At 41.7% G+C, this 19,020-nt stretch carries 16 protein-coding genes and 2 riboswitches; of the genes, 14 read left to right on the forward strand and 2 right to left on the reverse strand.

What is annotated here, in order from left to right:
• The first annotated feature begins 85 nt into the window (after positions 1-85).
• Positions 86-652: a DUF502 domain-containing protein gene (locus tag LJE72_RS02575; protein WP_229246071.1), complete on the forward strand. Its 567-nt coding sequence runs from the start codon at positions 86-88 to the stop codon at positions 650-652.
• Between the two features lie 209 nt (positions 653-861).
• Here LJE72_RS02575 and LJE72_RS02580 read toward each other — a convergent pair whose 3' ends face one another.
• Positions 862-1,029: a DUF1540 domain-containing protein gene (locus LJE72_RS02580; RefSeq protein WP_229246072.1), complete on the reverse strand. Its 168-nt coding sequence runs from the start codon at positions 1,027-1,029 to the stop codon at positions 862-864.
• Between the two features lie 263 nt (positions 1,030-1,292).
• Here LJE72_RS02580 and LJE72_RS02585 point away from each other — a divergent pair, with 263 nt between their 5' ends.
• The 13 genes from LJE72_RS02585 (at position 1,293) to cbiD (ending at position 18,296) form a co-directional block, all read left to right on the forward strand.
• Positions 1,293-1,727 carry a YkvA family protein gene (locus LJE72_RS02585; protein ID WP_229246073.1) on the forward strand — a complete coding sequence of 145 codons (435 nt, stop codon included), beginning with the start codon at positions 1,293-1,295 and terminating at the stop codon, positions 1,725-1,727.
• 245 nt (positions 1,728-1,972) lie between these two features.
• Positions 1,973-3,799: a sigma-54 interaction domain-containing protein gene (locus tag LJE72_RS02590; protein ID WP_229246074.1), complete on the forward strand. Its 1,827-nt coding sequence runs from the start codon at positions 1,973-1,975 to the stop codon at positions 3,797-3,799.
• Positions 3,800-4,294: 495 nt separating this feature from the next.
• A complete protein-coding gene (locus LJE72_RS02595; RefSeq protein WP_229246075.1) occupies positions 4,295-5,881 on the forward strand; it encodes a glycine betaine uptake BCCT transporter in 1,587 nt (528 codons plus the stop codon).
• A gap of 432 nt (positions 5,882-6,313) precedes the next feature.
• Positions 6,314-6,949, forward strand: a complete 636-nt coding sequence (locus LJE72_RS02600) for a cobalamin B12-binding domain-containing protein (protein WP_229246076.1) — start codon at positions 6,314-6,316, stop codon at positions 6,947-6,949.
• Between the two features lie 131 nt (positions 6,950-7,080).
• Positions 7,081-8,562: a trimethylamine methyltransferase family protein gene (locus tag LJE72_RS02605; RefSeq protein WP_229246077.1), complete on the forward strand. Its 1,482-nt coding sequence runs from the start codon at positions 7,081-7,083 to the stop codon at positions 8,560-8,562.
• A 13-nt stretch (positions 8,563-8,575) separates the two neighbouring features.
• Positions 8,576-9,211, forward strand: a complete 636-nt coding sequence (locus tag LJE72_RS02610) for a cobalamin B12-binding domain-containing protein (protein ID WP_229246078.1) — start codon at positions 8,576-8,578, stop codon at positions 9,209-9,211.
• A 26-nt stretch (positions 9,212-9,237) separates the two neighbouring features.
• Positions 9,238-10,701, forward strand: coding sequence for a trimethylamine methyltransferase family protein (locus tag LJE72_RS02615; protein ID WP_229246079.1), 1,464 nt, complete (start codon positions 9,238-9,240; stop codon positions 10,699-10,701).
• Between the two features lie 25 nt (positions 10,702-10,726).
• Positions 10,727-12,694 (forward strand): hydantoinase/oxoprolinase family protein, encoded by a 1,968-nt coding sequence (locus LJE72_RS02620; RefSeq protein ID WP_229246080.1) that lies wholly within the window; start codon positions 10,727-10,729, stop codon positions 12,692-12,694.
• Between the two features lie 125 nt (positions 12,695-12,819).
• A riboswitch (cobalamin riboswitch) is annotated at positions 12,820-12,992 on the forward strand.
• 106 nt (positions 12,993-13,098) lie between these two features.
• A complete protein-coding gene (locus LJE72_RS02625) occupies positions 13,099-13,839 on the forward strand; it encodes an alpha-ribazole kinase (RefSeq protein ID WP_229246081.1) in 741 nt (246 codons plus the stop codon).
• 27 nt (positions 13,840-13,866) lie between these two features.
• Positions 13,867-14,382, forward strand: a complete 516-nt coding sequence (locus tag LJE72_RS02630; protein ID WP_229246082.1) for an ECF transporter S component — start codon at positions 13,867-13,869, stop codon at positions 14,380-14,382.
• 8 nt (positions 14,383-14,390) lie between these two features.
• Positions 14,391-16,241, forward strand: coding sequence for an energy-coupling factor transporter ATPase (locus tag LJE72_RS02635; protein WP_396390216.1), 1,851 nt, complete (start codon positions 14,391-14,393; stop codon positions 16,239-16,241).
• Positions 16,232-17,044, forward strand: coding sequence for an energy-coupling factor transporter transmembrane component T family protein (locus LJE72_RS02640; protein WP_229246084.1), 813 nt, complete (start codon positions 16,232-16,234; stop codon positions 17,042-17,044). Before LJE72_RS02635 ends, LJE72_RS02640 begins: the two co-directional genes overlap by 10 nt.
• A 124-nt stretch (positions 17,045-17,168) precedes the next feature.
• Positions 17,169-18,296, forward strand: coding sequence for a cobalt-precorrin-5B (C(1))-methyltransferase CbiD (cbiD, locus tag LJE72_RS02645; protein ID WP_229246085.1), 1,128 nt, complete (start codon positions 17,169-17,171; stop codon positions 18,294-18,296).
• A 21-nt stretch (positions 18,297-18,317) separates the two neighbouring features.
• Here the strand turns inward: cbiD and LJE72_RS02650 are convergent, their stop codons facing one another.
• Complete coding sequence (locus LJE72_RS02650; RefSeq protein WP_312038887.1) at positions 18,318-18,653, reverse strand: nitroreductase family protein; 336 nt, start codon at positions 18,651-18,653, stop codon at positions 18,318-18,320.
• Between the two features lie 55 nt (positions 18,654-18,708).
• Positions 18,709-18,901, forward strand: a riboswitch (cobalamin riboswitch).
• Positions 18,902-19,020 lie beyond the last annotated feature (119 nt).

Raw genomic sequence — 19,020 nt, forward strand, 5'->3', positions numbered from 1 at the left:
ATAATAATCGTAATGGATTTATTGGATATACTTACTAATTGTTTAATGACTCTGTTTTAAATTTATGAAAATTGGGGATAAGGAATTGAAGAAATTTATCGGAATTTTTCTAAAAGGGTTATTAATATTGACTCCTTTAGTGCTTACCTTCTACATTCTCTATAAAATGTTTTTAGTAACTGATGGCTTATTTAAAGGAATGCTAGAGAGGTTTGGTTTATACTTTCCGGGATTTGGAGTGATCGTAACTCTGGCAGTGATTTTTATGGTAGGTTTATTAGCATCAAATTGGCTGACGAACGGATTACTAAATTACATGGAAAAGCTCTTAACTAAAATTCCGATACTTGGCAACATTTACGGAATTATCAAAGACACCGTAAATTCTTTCTCTGCTAATAAACAAGGCTTTTCTCGATTAGTTATGGTCAATATGTCCAGTGAACTTAAACTTTTGGGATTCCTTACTAATGATGAAGAAAGCGCTTTTATTCCCAAAGGATATGTGGCAGTCTACTTAATGCAGTCGATGCAATGGGCAGGGAATTTAATTGTTGTACCGAAAGATCAAGTTCAACTTCTCGAAGTCTCCTCCGAAGAGGCCTTGAAATTTATTGCATCTGCGGGACTCTTAAGTAAAAAGACGATCTAGGCTAAATGATGAGGTTCTGTATTCTCATAATACAGTCTTAGCTGAGAGAACATTTTTGATGATCTTACTGATATTATGACCATTGGCTAAGGTTTTTTCATGAAAAACCACCGGTAAATAGAATGAAGAATGTGATGGATAAAAATTTTAAGGCATGCCTAATTTGACACGCCTTAAAATTTCTTTATTATAGGGAATTTAAAAATTAATTACTCTGGTAGAAAAGTTGCACAGTCAGTCATTTCACTGGTACTGGCGTTAGGTGATTGGACCTCGATCTTTTCAGCATGACAATGATCACCTGATTCGTAATAATGGCAAGTGTTAACAAGACATTTGATCCCGTTGTTAGGTTGAGGCATTTTTTTAACTGACATTGCATATTCCTCCTTAAAATTGAATTCAGTTTAATATTTCCAGTTAATATGTTTTTTATGACATTAATTTATTAGAGTTTTGACAAAATATACATGCAGGTGAGAACTTAGAATGATTAACAACAAACAGAAGATATTTTAAAAGGGTCTGGATATCTAAAAAAGTTAAATATGAAGCCGATAGCAAGGACAAGCTATGGATTAAGAAGAAGTAATATTCAGACGTATTTTTAATAAAGTCTGGTAAGGGAGCAGAGCTTAATATGATCATCGACAAACTCAATCATAAAAGATTATGGTTCTTTCAGAAGAAGGCTAACAAGTATATTACGGACAAGAAAAAATCTTTAGATCTTCTCAATAATGCCATGAAAAAAGCTAACGCTAAAAGAGGTGCGCTTGGCGAAACCTGGGAGAAATTTCAGCTCTTATTTGGCGTATTTAAAGATTGGATTAACGGCAACTATAAGGAAATGCCCATGCATTCGCTGCTAATGATAGTCCTGGGAATCGTCTATTTTGTATCGCCCATAGACGGGATTTTCGATTATATTCCTTTTGCAGGATTAATCGATGACGCGGCAGTTGCTGGCTTTGTTATATCTCAAGTGAGCCTTGATCTTGAACGATATAAGCTCTGGAAAAAGCAAGTCGAAGCAGATTCAGCTAGCTCATCTGTATCTGAAGCATCTTCTTAAGAGTGTTTTCTAGGAACTTTTGATGCTGCAATAATAGTTTTTTGAGAGTATAATTACTCTAAAAGGTAAGCAGAAGTAAAAATTAACTTCTGCTTACCTTCTTTCATTAGAATAACTGTTCAATGGGCAAAAAGTTGAAAATTCGGAAGATTACATCTGTACTTGAGCAGAAATTAGTTGTAGAATTGAAATAACAGTTATGTCAAAAATAGTAATTCGATTTAGAATGTGGGTGAGGGGTAGAGATGTCTGCAGTATCTGAATTATTGTCACTAACTTCTGAATTAAAGCTTAACAAATCCTATGTCCAACAGATAGCAGAAGTGATCGCAGCAGTCATAGAATTTGAGGTTGCTATTATTGATAATAACTTAGAGGTAATTGCTGGGACGGGAAAATACCAAAGTGAAATTGGTTTTGTATACGGGAAAGGATCAATCACTGGACAGATAATTAACAGCGGCAGCAACTTTATCTTAGATGATGAACCGCTTAATCACAATATCTGCAAAGACTGCAATCAAAAAATTATTTGTAAACTCAAGGCAGGAATACTTTCTCCAATAATATGGACCGGGCATGTAATTGGCACAATTTCAATTTTTGCCTTTGATAACAAGGAAAAAAATGAGTTGCTTTCGAACCGTGATAAACTGCTTGATTTTTTAATGAAAATATCAGCCTTGATAAGCAGCAAAATTGGCGAGAATGAAATGCATGGACGCCTTTCATTAATGGCTGACCAATTCAGTGCAGTTATAAATTCCATTGTCGAAGGGCTCGTAACTATTGACCATTCAGGTTTTATAACCCATATTAACAAGTCTGCCGAAAAGTTATTGAATATTACTACACAGCAAGTTTGGGGGCGACACATAAACGATATTTTCCAAGGGTTCTCAGTTCCTAAAGTGTTAAAACTGGGACAACCATATGTTGAACAAGAAATCCAGTATATAAATAAGGGAGAAGTATGCCTATTTATCAGTACCATTACACCCATAAAAACGAATCAGGAAATTATCGGTTTGGTTATTTCATTTCGAAGTATCCGCGAATTGCGGAAGTTAGCGGGTCGTTTGATTAGGGAAGATCGCAAATATACTCTGGACGGAATATTAGGTACAAGCAAAACTATGACCATCCTTAAACAAAAAATGCAACTTGTCGCGGCAACCGACTCGACAATTTTGATTACCGGCGAAAGTGGAACGGGCAAAGAGTTATTTGCGAGGGCCATTCATGAAGAAAGCCATCGCAAAAATGGGCCATTTATCGCTATAAACTGCGGGGCTATTCCAGAAATGCTCTTAGAAAGTGAACTTTTTGGTTATGAAGAAGGGGCTTTTACCGGGGCTAGTCGCGGAGGTAAACCAGGGAAATTTGAGCTTGCAAACAATGGGACAATCTTTCTGGACGAAATTGGAGATATGCCGATGCATCTTCAGGTGAAGTTATTGCGAGTGTTGCAAGAAGTTAAAATTGAACGAATTGGTGGAGTAAAGCCGGTATGGATTGATGTCAGGATTATAGCAGCCACAAATCGCAATCTCGAAGAAATGATCAAAGAAAAACTTTTTAGAAGTGATCTCTTTTATAGGTTAAGTGTTATTCCATTCTTTATTCCTCCGTTACGTGAAAGGAAAGAGGACTTGATGCTTCTTCTCCATCACTTTTTGGATAAGTATAATCTGATTTTAGGTAAACAAATAACCGGTTTTACTCAAGAAGTTCAGAGAAAAATGCTTACCTATCCTTGGCAGGGGAATGTAAGGGAACTGGAAAATGCTGTTGAGTATGCAGTAAATATTGCTACAAATGATATCATTGACAGCGCTTATTTATCCTCTCGAGTCAATGACTATTTTGAACAGAATGCCAGTTTAGCATCGGGTGATCAACCAACGTTAGCTGAATTGGAGAAAACGGCAATTGCAGCCGCGCTGAAAAGATTTGGCAGTACCGGTCAAGCTAAAGAAAAAGCTGCCGATAGCTTGGGTATGAGCAGATCTACTTTCTATAGAAAGATAAAAGAATTGGGGCTAAATACTAAAATTCCCAAATGTAAATAAATTATCCTAAATTGAGATTAATGAAAAGGACTTTCCCTAGGGGAATTCAGAGATAGTATTTCGATTTTCGTTCTTATAATGAGACAACCTACTCATAGAAAAGCTTTTTGGATGTGACTACACAGTCTATCCAAAAGGCTTTTCTATTTAGTTTTAGCGAAATCTAAAATTAGTATATGAACTTAGACTATTGAGAGCGAAGGACCATGTCTTTAAAACTGTGATTAATACACGTTTTCGTTCGGAACGGTTGTGTTTTGCACAAGCTATTAAATAATTGTGGCATGACTATTGCAATATTCGGAAAATAAATCATAAACTCTATTTCGCGGCAGTTTGCAAATACTGCGTCTGCAATTATAAATAATGAGGGGGAATGCCAGCGATCAAGTGAACTCGTTCAACTAATCTTGAACATTGAGACAAGTATGGTATCAGGTACTACTCCCACTAAGAAGTCGGAGTCTCATGATTGGATTTAAGGAGGAACGAAGTATGAGTGAAGAAAAGAGTTTCTTGGGCAAAATTGATCGACCTATTTTTTCGATTTCAGCGCTTATTATGGTTTTTTTTGTTGCGTGGACACTGTTTCAACCTAAGACAGCTGGTGCCGCCTTCAGTGCTGTACAGAAATTCATCACGGTCAACTTCGGTTGGAGTTATGCAATAGGAGTTACATTTTTTTTGTTTTTTGCCTTTTATTTAGCATTTAGTAAATTTGGTAATATTACCTTGGGGAAAGATGGGGAGAAGCCTGAATACGGCACTGGAAAATGGTTTGCTATGCTGTTTGCAGCCGGTATGGGAATCGGCCTTGTCTTTTGGGGAGTAGCCGAACCAATGTCGTTCTATACTGCTCCGCCTTACGGTGAACCTTCGAGTATTGAATCTGCTCAAATTGCCATGCGTTATGTCTTTTTTCATTGGGGACTGCATCCTTGGAGTGTTTTTGCCGTTGTAGGGTTGTCAATGGCGTATTTTCAGTTCCGTAAAGGACTGCCCGCTTTAGTCAGTTCTTCTCTTTATCCCTTAATTGGAGAAAAAGGAGCTAAAGGTTGGATCGGAAAAATCGTTGATATTCTAGCTGTATTTGCAACTATCTTTGGAGTTGCTACTTCTCTGGGGTTAGGTGCTATGCAGATCGCCACAGGGTTGAATTATGCCTATGGCATTCCCACCGGTTTGATGACTTCAATTGTTATAATCTTAGTAATTACAGTATTATTCATAACATCTGCAGTAACTGGAATCGATAAAGGGATTTCCTTCCTTAGCAAAACTAATATGGCACTTATTGCCATCATTGTTGCATTTATGCTCATCGTTGGACCAACTCGATATATTCTTAATGGTTTTTCCGAAACTTTAGGGTCTTACCTTCAGAATATTCTTCAAATGAGTTTTTGGACAGATACTTTCAATACTAACCCTGGGTGGGTAGGAGGTTGGACAATTTTTTATTGGGCTTGGTGGGTTGCCTGGGGGCCGTTTGTTGGTGCGTTCATAGCGCGTATTTCCAAGGGCCGAAGGATTAAAGAATTTATTTTAGGCGTGGTCATTGCTCCTACTCTAATGAGTTTTGTGTGGTTGTCAGTAATGGGTAACAGCGCGTTGTTTGTTGATGTGGTTCAAAATGGCGGGATTGCAGCGGAAGTGGCAAAGGACTCGAGTACAGCGATCTTTGCTATGTTCCAGTACTTCCCGTTTACGGGCTTCATAACACTCGTGTCGACATTAATCATAGCGATCTTTTTTATCACCTCTGCTGATTCTGCAACTTTTGTTATGGCTATGTTCACCTCAGGCGGGGAATTGAACCCTAAACCTGGGCTGAAAATCACCTGGGGTTTGATTGTCAGTGCTGTAGCCATCGCATTGATGATAGCTGGAGGATTAGGTGCGTTGCAGACTGCTTCCATTGCTGCAGCATTTCCATTTATGATTGTCATGTTTGCAATGTGTCTATCAATTATAAAGGCCTTCAATAAAGAAATTAACGGAGAAAGCGTTAATCCACAAGTGAATGATTACAATCCAACCACTACGCACCCCAGTAAGCAGTCAATTAAGGAAAGCTTGTAAAATCAATCAGAAGAGCATAAATATTTGGTTCTGACCTGATAAGCGAAGACTCACATTTGAATGTTGGGTCTTTGTTTGTTAAAGGTTTAAGCTTGAATCTATAAGTTGAACCTTAAAGCTTAATTTAAATTATTATCAGAGGGATTTTTTTACTGTTATTTATCCCTCTGAACACTGGATGGTGATCGTTTTGCAGAAAATCCTAAAAATGGATTATAAAATCCTATAATAGGATTATTACGAATGAACGAACAACGGCACCTTGGGAATTAAAGCCTATTACATCTCAAAATGAGATATTTCTGTTGGAGTGGAAAAAACTTAGGGGCTAAAATGGGGACTAATTGCTAGCGTCATGGTTGGCATAATATTTGCAATACTTCGTCTAATTAAGTAAGACAATTAATTTTAACCTGGGAGGTAGAAGCGGAAATGCCAAATTATTATGAAGAGATTTCTCAAAACGTGATTACAGGTCAACTGGACAGAGTAAAACAGCTGACTCAACAGGCCATTGGAGCAGGGAACAATCCCGTTGAAATTATCAATCAAGGATTGATACCCGGTATGAGTGTAGTCGGAGCACGGTTTAAGGCTGGTCAGATGTATGTACCAGAAGTATTAATGTCGGCACGCGCTATGAATGCCGGAATGGATCTCGTCAAGCCTCTAATTTTAAGTGAAGATATCCCTTCCGCAGGTAAAGTAGTCCTTGGCACAGTAAAAGGAGACCTTCATGATATCGGAAAGAATTTAGTTGGCATGATGCTGGAGAGTGCTGGATTTACTGTCATTAATGTTGGGGTAGATGCGGGTCCTGAGAAATTTTTGCAATCGATAAAGGAGCATCAGCCTGGTGTCATTGGAATGTCTGCTCTTTTGACGACAACCATGCTGGCAATGAAAGATACTATCGAACTCTTAAAAGAAGAGGGTTTGCGCGACAAGGTTAAAGTGATGATCGGCGGAGCTCCCATATCTCAGGACTTCGCAGATGAAATCGGTGCAGATGGGTTTGCCCCTGATGCGGGTTCTGCCGCAGATCTGTGTAAGAAACTTCTAGCCTAATTCAATCCGTTTTCTATTGGGAAGGCGGCTCGGCGAAACCATCCACTGGTGGCTATGGTAACTGAAGAACAGCATGGAACTCTCAATTAAGAAGCAGGAGCCTTCTAAAGTAGCTAAATTAAAGAAGGAGCGTGTGTGATTTGTCAAGAAGCCAATACGTTAGGGCTAACTATCAAGTTAATGCAACACCACAATTAAAGATGTTAAGCGATGACCAATGTGAAAATGTCTTGAATGGTGCCCTCGAGGTACTGGAGCGAACAGGAGCAGAGATACACAGTGAAAAGGCTTTAGAAATTTTCAGAAAAGGAGGATGTTGGGTTGATGGCAACATGGTGCGTTTTCCGTCCCACCTGGTAGAGTGGGCGATTCGCAGTGCACCCTCACGAATTGTAATTTCTAATCAAAAAGGTGAACGCACCATGTTCTTGGAAGGACAAAACGTTTATTATGGCCCAGGTCCTACCAATACTTACACCATTGATCCTTTCACAGGAGAACGACGCCGTGCTAAGAAGTCCGATACTGTGCGGGCGGCAAAAGTAATCGATGCTTTACCTAATATATCCTTTGCCATGGATTGCGGCACAGTTATGGATGTCACTCCTACTTTATCAGATGTTCATGCTTTTCAGGCTATGTTAGAAAACACAAATAAACCCATTATCCACTGGGGTTTTGGTATAGATCAGTATCAGGATATCATTGATATGGCTGCAGCTGTAGCAGGTGGGTTAGAAGCTTTGCAACGCGATCCATTTATTCTTCTCTACTCAGAGTCTAGCCCTCCATTAAGACATTCAGGGGAAGCCATTGATAAAGCAATTTTTGCAGCCAAAAACAATATTCCCATCGTTTATACTCCTTGCACTTTCTCAGGAGGGGTAGCTCCGGCGACAATGGCAGCAACTCTCGTAATTGCAGTTGCAGATTCCTTGGTGGGGCTGGTAGCTGGTCAATTAGTCCGTAAAGGTTCTGGCTTTGTAATGGGTGGGTTAATTTCAACAATGGATATGTCTAGTACTATTCTGTCCTACGGTGCAGCAGAATTAAGCTTGCTTTCGGCTGGATTAACGGCTGTCGCCCGCTACATGAAAATACCGATGTTCAGTACTGGCGGTTGTTCAGATTCTAAGGTGATTGATACTCAGATGGGAATTGAAGCCGCTTTTTCAATCCTGATCGCAGGCTTAAGCGGTGCAAATCTAATTCATGACTGTGGTTATATGGAATATGGAGCGACATCATCCTTAGACTTAATGACCATGGATGATGAAATCATTGGCATGGTAAAGAAAATTCTTGGCGGCGTTTTGGTTGATGATGAACACTTAGCCCTTGATATCATTGATAAAGTCGGCCCGGGTGGACACTACTTAGCTGACGATCATACCATGGCCCATTTTCGCGAATTCTGGGCCCCTACTTTGATCAATAGACTGAGATTTGACGGATGGAAAGCAGAAGGCTCGAAGACCATGGCCCAACGAGTTAAAGAAAAAACCCAAGACATTATCAATAATCACAAACCTGAACAAAAACCAGAAAGTGTACTGAAAGAAATTCAAGCAATTGTCGATAGAGCAGAAGCGCGGGAAGCCAATAAACGATAGGAGGTAGAAAGATATGTCAAATTATTATGAAGAGATATCGCAGAACGTTATCACAGGTCAACTAGACCGAGTAAAACAGCTGACTCAGCAGGCTATCGATGCTGGGAATGATCCTGTTGAAATAATTAACCAGGGTTTGATCCTCGGAATGAGTGTCGTAGGAGCACGCTTTAAGTCCGGCCAAATGTTTGTGCCAGAAGTGCTGATGTCCGCTAGATCCATGACAGCTGGAATGGACATGGTCAAGCCACTCATTTTAAGTGAAGATATCCCATCAGCTGGTAAAGTAGTGATCGGAACGGTAAAAGGTGACTTGCATGATATTGGAAAGAACTTAGTGAGCATGATGTTAGAAAGTGCCGGATATACGACCATCAATGTTGGAGTAGATGCTGGTCCGGAAAAGTTTTTACAAGCGGTTAAGGAACATAAGCCAAATATCATCGCCATGTCAGCCCTACTAACAACAACGATGCTTTCTATGAAAGATACCATTGAACTATTAAAAGAAGAGGGACTGCGGGATAAAGTCTTGGTGATTATAGGTGGGGCTCCAATATCTCAGGATTTTGCAGATGAAATTGGTGCAGACGGGTTTGCTCCCGATGCTGGTTCAGCTACTGACCTTTGTAAAAAACTATTAGCTTAATATTAATTACAGGAAGGAGGATGGTTATGCCAGTAAAAAGTAATTACGTAGAAAATACCAGCCCTATGTTCAGTATCCTTTCCCCCAGCCAATGTGAAGAAATACTGCTAGCGGCTCAAGAGGTGCTTGAACGTACGGGTGTGACTGTACATGATGAGGAAGCTCGTGATATCCTAAAGAAAGCAGGTTGCTGGGTAGACGGAATCCTGGTTCGCATCCCTTCAGCGGTTGTGGACAGGGCGTTAAGATCTGTTCCTAAACGGGTCACTCTTTGTAATAACCGAACCGGATCCAGGGATGTGCATCTGGAAGGATATAACGCCTATTTTGGCACAGGTTCAGATACTCCGTTTACAATTGATCCCTACACGGGAAAGCGCCAACGTTCTACCAAAAAGTCGGTTAGCAACGCTTGCAAGGTGATTGACGCTTTGCCAAATCTCGATTTTGTGATGTCGTTGGGTATCGTCCAAGATGTCCCCCTTCTTATTTCCGATCGGCATCAGTTCGAGGCTCAAGTTCTTAATACGAGTAAACCAATTGTTACAACAGCTCATGATATTTATGGCTTCGCCGATATTATTGAAATGTGTGAAATAATGGCCGGCGGTGTTGAGGAGCTACGGCGCAATCCCTTTATGACCCTTTACGCTGAACCGATTTCCCCACTGCAACATGCCTGGGAAGCGGCATCTAAATTAATTTTGGCTGCCAGAAAAGGATTGCCCGTCGTTTATACTCCTTGTGTAATGGCTGGTGGGACAGTACCGGCTACAATGGCCGGTGTACTCACCCAAGGGTTAGCTGAATCGTTGAGTGGGTTAGTGATCAACCAATCGACGAGAGAAGGTTCCCCCTTTATTATGGGCGGCGTCTTTACAATTATGGACATGTCAAGCACCATTTTTAGCTATGGCTCACCGGAATTTAACCTTTTAATGTCTTCGTTAGCGGATTTAGCCCATTACCTGAAATTACCGATGTTTGGCACTGCCGGTTGCTCTGACTCTAACTTAGTGGATGAACAAGCGGGAATTGAAGCGGCTTTGTCCATTGCCATGACAGCTCTTTCCGGTCCTAATCTGAATCATGATGTCGGGTATATTGAATATGGTTCCACGTCATCCTTAGAATTTCTGGCGATCAACAATGACGTTATAGGGATGGCTCGTCGTTTAGTTCGCGGTATCAAAGTTAATGATGAGACTCTTGCCTTAGATATCATCCATAAAATTGGTCCTGGAGGACATTTCCTATCTGAGGATCACACCATGAAAAACTTTAAAACCGAAACGTATTATCCAAGTCTGATTGATCGTCAGCGTTATGAGTCTTGGCTGGAGAGTGGCTCGAAAACTCTGTTCGAACGGGCTAATGAAAAAGTTAAAGATATCATTGAAAATTATGAGCCGGATCCACTTCCCAAGGACGTCCAACAAAAAATTAGGGCGATTGTAGAACGGTCTGAACAGAAAGTCGTTAAGTCATAAGGGATTAGAAATGGAGTGACAGAATATGCCCTTAATATTAGGGATTGATACAGGCGGAACTTTTACAGACGGAGTGCTTCTTAATTTAGACACGAAGGAAGTAAAGGGAAAGGCCAAGGCGTTTACGACACGTGAAGATTTATCCATAGGTATTCGAAACTGTATCGAAAATATGGGTGATTTAGACCCGCGTCAAGTTCAGCTCGTATCTCTGTCTACGACATTAGCTACTAACGCTATTGTAGAGGGTCGCGGTTGCCGGGTTGGCTTAATTCTCATCGGTCATGAGCCGACTGGTGACCTCCCAGCTCAGCAGACATTTGTAGTTAGGGGCGGGCATGATATTAAGGGGATACCTGTTGCAGAACTCGATCTGGAGGCTATCTTAAAAGCAGTGACAGAAATGCGTGGGCAGGTCGATACGATTGCTATTTCCGGCTATCTTAGCATTAGAAATCCGGAGCATGAACAGAATGCTCAAAAAATAATCCGCGAGCTATGGGATGTGCCTATTGTATGCGCACACCAACTGACGACTGCTTTAGGTTTTCATGAGCGGACAGTGACTGCCTGTTTAAACGCCAGACTATTACCCATTATTGCCGAACTTCTTACCGCGGTAAAAGCTGTCCTTAAAGAGAAGAGTATTTCTGCTCCTTTGATGATCGTCAAAGGGGATGGCTCACTGATGAGTGAAACTATGACCCGGGAAAAGCCTATTGAAACGATCCTTTCAGGGCCTGCGGCCAGTATTGTAGGAGCTGTATTTCTGACGGGGACCGAGTCTGCACTTGCTTTAGATATGGGGGGGACAACCACAGATATAGCTATATTAGAAAATGGCCGGCCCCGAATGAACCGTGAGGGTGCAACCGTTGGAGGGTGGAAAACCCGTGTTGAGGCTGCCGAAATCAGTACTTTTGGCCTGGGAGGAGACAGTTATATTCAAGTTTCTAAGGATCAAAAGTTGATAATCGGCCCAAAGAGGGTCTGGCCACTGTCGGTGACAGCCAGCAAATACCCTATTCTCATTGAAGAACTAAAAAAGGTGGATCCCAATAGGCAAATAATAGATTCCCAGCCAATTGATTGTTTTATGTTGGTCAAGAAACCGGTCCGTAAAGATCAGTGGAATCAAACTGAATGGAGTATAATCAGCGCTCTGGAAGAAAGTGCTCACAATATTTTTGCCCTCGCAGAAAAGGTTGGACGAGATCCTAATTTATTGCCATTAAAAGACTTAGAGCAGGCTCAGGTAATAGGCAGGATTTCCTTTACCCCCACGGATTTGCTGCATGTCCTAAATACCTTTACAGACTATAATGTCGCGGCTGCTCAAGAAGGAGCTGGGATTCTAGCGCAGAGAATGCGCTTAGAACCGGATAAATTTGCAGCTAAAGTCTTGAGTGAGATCCAAGCCGCTCTATGTATGACTATTTTACAAAGCTTTGCTTACCGAGAGGGTTTACGTATTAAGCTTAGTAGTGAGGCCAGTGTCTCATTTCTATTAAGCTCCCTGCTTAATAGAGATCATAAGCGAGGATTTAAGTCCGAAATTACTCTTGATTATCCGATTGTTGCTTTAGGGGCTCCCGTATCCGGCTATCTTCCAGCTGTAGGAAGCACCTTGAATACCCCTGTTTTGATACCCACCCATGCTGAAGTGGCCAATGCGGTGGGAGCTGCCTCCGGTCAGGTCGCGGAACAAATTCGTATCTTGATTAAACCTGGGGTAGCAGGGGGGTATGTAGTGCATGCTCCTTGGAAACGGGAAGCTTTTTTATATCTGGAAGAGGCTGAAAAGAATGCTTTGAAAAAAGCAAAGGAAGTAGCTCTAGAGAGAGCACAGCGGGCGGGTGTGGTCAATCCTGAGTTGTTGGTCGAAAAAGAAGAAGTACTCAGTCATACGGCGGGAGGAAATGATGTCGTGTTTCTTGAGACGCGGATTGAGGTCACGGCCATAGGTCACCCCAGCTGGGAGGCTTGTGAATGAAGGCCAAAGTATTTGCTTGTTACACCTATTACCAAGAACAACAAGGTTCTGAGTGAAAACTGAAAGAAATGTCTGGAATTTCACTCTTGTAATCTAAGGCAGTTTGCATTAAAATACATATAACTTAATATTCGTTTGTTACTGGTGCCCTGCAAAGGGAGAATAGGGAACCGGGTGAGAATCCCGGACGGACCCACCACTGTAAAGAGGAGACTTATGCATAGCCACTGGGAAACCGGGAAGGCGCATAGAGTTGATGATTCTAAGTCAGGAGACCTGCCTGTAACTTAAAGACATGAACAAAGGTAAAGTTCATGGTCGGTTTTCATTTTCATACTAGTTGAAAATGAAAACTAGACTGTGAACTTTTTGGTTTTGTAAATTTATATGAGAGGTGAAAAGGTTTGGGATATCTCGGTCGGGATGTGGAAGTTGTTTCGATAAACGAAACACAATCTTTGGTCGTTTCCTGTGATTCCTGTGGAGCAATCGGTATGAAGGAATTCGATGTGTACAAAATTTCGTGGTTTATAACAGGAAAATTGACCACAAGGGTCGCGCTGTTGGAGGTCTTTTCTACAGGAGGTGTACCACAGATGCTGACCGTGGCAATTTCAAATGAGCCGTGCCCGACCGGCGATGGATTATTAAAGGGGGTGAAGGATGAACTGGAATCCGCAGGATTAGAAAGTCTCCCTGTGGCGATAAGCACTGAGAAAAATATGTCCACAATGCAAACTGGCCTTGGAGTCAGCGTAATCGGACTAGCTGAGAAAAATAAGCTGCGAATTGGAACAGCACAACTTGGAGACGCCGTCTATTGTTTAGGATTCCCTAAGGTCGGAGCTGAACTTAGCAATCCGGAGGACCCGGAAATTATAAAAGTAAAATCCGTTCAAACCCTCTTAGAAAGTTCAAGTATTCATGACATAATTCCAATAGGATCAAGAGGGATACGACTAGAAGCAGAACAATTGGCCTCTTCAGTCAATACTCGATTTAAATTTGCTCCTGCCTGTATTCTTGATTTAGATAAATCAGCGGGTCCGTCAACATGTCTTATTTTTTCGTCATCCGGGGACTTAGATCAAAGATTATTAAGTTCTCTAAATTTGCCCTTAACGATAATCGGTGAATTATACTAAATAATTTAAATTAGGAGGAATACTTGTATGAAGAATCTGGGAATAGAACAACAGGAATTACAACTTTCCGCTTGGAATGTTAAAAGATTATCGATTATGGCCATCTTTATTGCTTTAAGTGCCGTAGGAGCGCTCATTAAAATTCCGAGTCCTGTCGGATCGATTGGCATGGATTCTGCGCCCGGTTTTTTTTGTGCCTTAGCCTTTGGCGGGCTAACAGGAGCGATAGTTATTGCTTTTGGACACTTGTTGACAGCAGCGGTTGTCGGATTTACTCTGACAATTCCGGTCCATCTGTATGTTGCATTGCAAATGGCTTTATGGGCTGCAGCCTATCGTTGGGTCAATGAGAAGCTTGGTTTGATTCCGGCAGTCATCGTTGGAATTGTGCTTAATGGGGTAGTCTCAGCCTTTGCCATGCTTCCAATGTTGGGTATGGGCGGAGTTCTGGCGCTTTTGCCTTTCCTAGTGGTTGGAGCAACTCTTAATGTTATTATTTCTGCACTAGCCTACAAAGCAATTAAGGGAAGCCGGCTCATTTAATTAATGGGGTGAAAATCGTGGAGACCTTGGAAAATGAAATACGCCAAGTGGCAATCTGCCTTAAAAATCTCTCTTATCGTTATCCAAATACAGTGGAACCAAGCTTGAAAAACATTAGCTTAGACGTGGAAAAAGGAAAATTTATTCTCATAATGGGGTCCACTGGGGCAGGGAAAACGACTTTGAGTTTATGTTTAAACGGTCTGATTCCTCAGCTTCTGGAGGGAAAACTAACAGGAGGGGTAAGGGTAGCTGGAAAGGATGTCGGGAAAACTGCAGTACAGTCCTTGTCTAAAGTTTTGGGACTTGTCCTCCAGGACCCAGAGACACAAATTATTGGCCGAAGGGTAGAGGAAGACACCTCATTTGGTCCTCGAAATTTTTTAGTGCCCTTAGAGGAGATTAAACAGAGAGTTAATCAAACCTTAGAAAAGGTTCGTCTCCAAGGGTATAACCATCGTTTATCTGAGGAACTGTCGGGGGGTGAAAAACAACGCCTGGCAATTGCAGGTGTCCTGGTGATGGAACCTGAAATTCTGGTGCTGGACGAGCCGACTTCAGAACTCGATCCGGCAGGACGCTCAGAAATCTACGCGACCCTAGCGGATTTGCGGCGGAAAAAGGATTTAACCATTATATTAGTTGAACACTCCAGCGAAGAACTGATTTATAAGGCAGATGAAGTCGTGGTACTTAACCAGGGAGAATTAGTTTGGAGAGGAGTTCCTTCAGAACTCTTTCGCAATCTGCCCCTCTTGCGTCAGTGGGGGATTAAACCGCTTCCGGTCAGTCAGATCGGATGGTATTTCTACGAAAAGGGTTGGATTACCCTTGCTGAAATCCCCTTGGATATCCCATCTGCAGAAGGTTTGCTTAGAAAGCTTTTACCCAAATACGGACATTGGCAGGGTCATTTACAAGGCCAAGCACAAAGACAAATGCAAGTACCAGTACCACCGGATCAAGGGTTTGGGTCAGGCCAGAGTAAGGATGGCTTGTTTCGGCATGAATTACACTTGTCTAAAAAAGCAATTGCAGTTCAACTCAAGGATCTAAATTATCAATATAACTCAGATCAGACCGCGTTGAGAGGGATTAATCTGATGATTGAAGCAGGGGAATTCGTGGCTTTAATCGGACGAAACGGAGCAGGAAAAACGACTTTAGCCAAACATTTTAACGGACTTTTGAAACCAACCAGTGGTGAGGTTATCATCGAGGGCATGAATACTCTAAAGTATGATACCTCTGATTTGTCAAAAATTGTTGGCTATGTCTTTCAAAATCCGGATCATCAGATTTTCTCAGCTACCGTCGAGAAGGAGTTGGAATTTGGGCTCAAAAACGCGGGATTTAAAGGTAAGGAAATTAAGGAACGTGTTGAACAGGTTCTCTGGTATACTGGTTTAGAAAGATATCGCAGTCTTCATCCGTTTAGTTTGGGCAAAGGAGAACGGCAAATGATTGCCGTGGCCTCAATCCTTGTCTTAAAACCTAAAGTCCTGATCATAGATGAACCGACCACGGGCTCAGACTGGACAGGAGTTCAGACAATGATGGCTTTGATCTGTAAACTCCACACTGCCGGGACAACAATTATCATGATTAGTCATGATATGGACTTAGTTGCTCAATATGCAAAGAGGGTTATTGTCTTGAAAGAAGGCGGTATTTTGTTAGATGGCACGCCAAAGAGAGTTTTTTCCAACGAACAAATTCTTCTTGACTCTGCCATTGTCCCACCCCAATTATGCAGGCTCTCATTCCAATTGGAGGATATTTTAGGGCCCGAACCCTTCATCGAAGCAAGTGAGTTTACGGCGATGTTTGAAAGCAGGGAGCAGTCAGGATGTTTATAGAGTATTTACCGGGAGAGACCTTGCTCCATCGTCTGGATGTCCGGACAAAAATGCTCGGATTCTTAGGGCTTATTATAATTTCCTTTCTATTTCAGGATCCAAAATATCAACTTTTGATTGTCTCGGTTACTGGGCTTTTAGCCTTTTGGATAAAAATCCCCTTGCAAAAGATCCGGGGAATGTTGATTCCCTTGATTCCTATCATCATATCGATTATTCTAATCACAGGATTTACATTTGCACCTGGGCGCTTTGATTATGTTTCCAGTCAAAGGATCCTCTTTTATGCCCTTCCAGGAGAAAGATTGGGGGCTACTGTAGGGGGATTTATGATGGGAAGTACATTTATCTTTCGTCTTTTTAGTATGATGATCGCTTCATCGGTCTTGATTTTAACCACATCAATGGATGATTTCACTCAATTCTTTCAAAAGATGAAGATGCCAGTTGAGGTTTCCATGATGCTGACAACGGCGATACGATTTATTCCAACCCTAGATAAAAAACGCCGGCAAATTCTAGAGGCTCAAAGAGCGCGCGGGACTAAATTCAACGAGAAAGGGATCATCGGTTCCATACGATCCTATATACCGATTATGGTTCCCTTGTTTATTAATTCAATAATGATGGCTAATTCACTATCGATGGCAATGCTTAACAGAGGGTACGGTTTGACGCGAACTTGGACATCTATGCGCGAAATAGTCTTTGCGCCAAGGGATTATTGGGTAATGTCATTTATAGTTCTGTTGATAACATTGAGTTTCTTTGTCCGATTCAGACTGCAGCTGGGAGTATTATAGGTTCATCAAAAACTGTGGCTCTACATGATTTGCATTTTCTTGATATCAAAGGTCGATGAATCAATTCAGGACTATATAATAATAAGGATTGTATTTTCGATTAAATTAATGTGGGAGAGAAACTATGGCACGAGATAAAGATCGACATACTTGGCGTGAAGGATATACTACAGGAAGTTGTGCCGCGGGTGCGGCAAAAGCCGCCTGTCTGTTGCTTAAAGGGAACAGTTTAGCGAAGCAGGCAGAGATTCCACTGCCGAATTCGGCGCGTTTAATGATGCCCATTCACAGCGGAGAATCCGGATACCCTCAAGCTTGGGCCAGTATTCTTAAAGACGGTGGGGATGATGCGGATATCACTCATGGCCTCGAGATTCGTGCGATGGTACGTTTCATTTCTCAGCAAGGAGAAGTTCACATTCGCGGAGGCAAGGGAGTTGGGACCGTCACGAAAAAAGGCTTGGCGATCTCAGTTGGGGAAAGTGCCATTAACCCGGTACCTAGAAGAATGATCCGTGAAGCAGTCCGAGAGGTTTTTCCCGCTGAAGAAATCGAAGTTATTATCGAAGTTCCAGTAGGAGAAGATACGGCCTTGCGTACACTTAATCCCAGACTGGGGGTAATGGGAGGAATTTCAATCCTCGGGACCAGTGGGATAGTCCGTCCCATGTCTGAGGAGGCCTTTAAAACCTCCATCCTGCCGGAGCTGGACCAAGCAGTGGCTTATGGACATAAAACTATTGTACTTACTCCCGGGCACTATGGGTATCGAGTAGCAACTGAACGCTTTAAAGTGCCGCCCGAAGCAGTAATACAGATGAGTAATTTTGTAGGCTATATGTTGGAAGAAGCAGCCTATAGGGGGATTGAACAGGTAATTCTCTTAGGGCATATCGGAAAACTCATTAAAGTCTCGGGCGGGATTTTCCATACCCATAATCGTGTGGCTGATGCTCGAATGGAAGTCCTGCTGGCCCACGCCGCATTAGCAGGGCTTAGTATAGACACCTTAAAGCATTTGGCAGAATTTCCAACTACCGAAGGGGCAACTGCTGAACTTTTACTCCTTGGAGAGCAAGAGCTACTTCATCACCTGGCACACTTGGCTAGTGAAAGAGCCCAAGCTTTCACCTTTGGACGGCTGAGCATTGGAACGATTATGACATTATTAGACGGAAAACCGATTGGTTGGGACATTCAAGCATGTAAGATAGTAGAGGAACAGGGATGGACTTGGTCGATTGAGGCGTAGGCAATTTGAATCAATTATCCTTTAGAAAGTTTCATACCAAACAGTGTCTTCGATCTTTTGGCGTAAAGTGTCATGTTTTTCGAGAGATGGCTCACTTGAGGCATACCCAATTGCAAGGATATTTATTGGCTCATAGTTGTCAGGTATTTTAAATTCAGTTCTCATGACTTTAGCATCAAAATAACAGATCCAACATGTTCCCAGATCTAGCTCAGTCGCTTGCAACATCATAGGATCGTTTACTATGCTGACATCAATCTCGGCAATAGTCTTTTCATCATGCGGTCTTTTCCATGAGAAATCTATTTTAGGATTAATAATTTTGCTTTTTGATAAATTATTTTGAAAAAGAGGAATTCAGTATATACTTATAGAATAACACTGTATCCGTCGAATACACGCCTATAGAATTAAATAGCGTTATACTTAAGGTTCCTTTAATTTAAAGGATCTAAAAGGGGAAGTCGGTGAAACTCCGGCGCGGTCCCGCCACTGTAAACAAGGAGTTCTCTTTGTAAATCCATTTTGAAATACAAGATGCAAGATGGTTGGAAATGAGAATGACGACTTGAAGCCAGGAAACCTGCCTTAAGTAATATCACAAACCTACGAGCGATAGGAGATGTGTGTGTTTATTCAGGGTAAACCATACGAGCCGCTCAGGCTCATTTTTTATTTGTATTCGCTAATGTATCTATAGAAATTTAGTTAAACCACATTATAG

It is taken from the genome of Desulfosporosinus shakirovi, from assembly GCF_020595055.1.
Classification (GTDB): Bacteria; Bacillota; Desulfitobacteriia; order Desulfitobacteriales; family Desulfitobacteriaceae; genus Desulfosporosinus; species Desulfosporosinus shakirovi.

Bases quoted from the DNA above. Each gene is read 5' to 3' on its own strand.
- LJE72_RS02580 (WP_229246072.1), bottom strand. From the start codon at position 1,029: ATGTCAGTTAAAAAAATGCCTCAACCTAACAACGGGATCAAATGTCTT.
- LJE72_RS02585 (WP_229246073.1), top strand. From the start codon at position 1,293: ATGATCATCGACAAACTCAATCATAAAAGATTATGGTTCTTTCAGAAG.
- LJE72_RS02590 (WP_229246074.1), top strand. From the start codon at position 1,973: ATGTCTGCAGTATCTGAATTATTGTCACTAACTTCTGAATTAAAGCTT.
- LJE72_RS02595 (WP_229246075.1), top strand. From the start codon at position 4,295: ATGAGTGAAGAAAAGAGTTTCTTGGGCAAAATTGATCGACCTATTTTT.
- LJE72_RS02600 (WP_229246076.1), top strand. From the start codon at position 6,314: ATGCCAAATTATTATGAAGAGATTTCTCAAAACGTGATTACAGGTCAA.
- LJE72_RS02610 (WP_229246078.1), top strand. From the start codon at position 8,576: ATGTCAAATTATTATGAAGAGATATCGCAGAACGTTATCACAGGTCAA.
- LJE72_RS02615 (WP_229246079.1), top strand. From the start codon at position 9,238: ATGCCAGTAAAAAGTAATTACGTAGAAAATACCAGCCCTATGTTCAGT.
- LJE72_RS02620 (WP_229246080.1), top strand. From the start codon at position 10,727: ATGCCCTTAATATTAGGGATTGATACAGGCGGAACTTTTACAGACGGA.
- LJE72_RS02630 (WP_229246082.1), top strand. From the start codon at position 13,867: ATGAAGAATCTGGGAATAGAACAACAGGAATTACAACTTTCCGCTTGG.
- LJE72_RS02640 (WP_229246084.1), top strand. From the start codon at position 16,232: ATGTTTATAGAGTATTTACCGGGAGAGACCTTGCTCCATCGTCTGGAT.
- cbiD (WP_229246085.1), top strand. From the start codon at position 17,169: ATGGCACGAGATAAAGATCGACATACTTGGCGTGAAGGATATACTACA.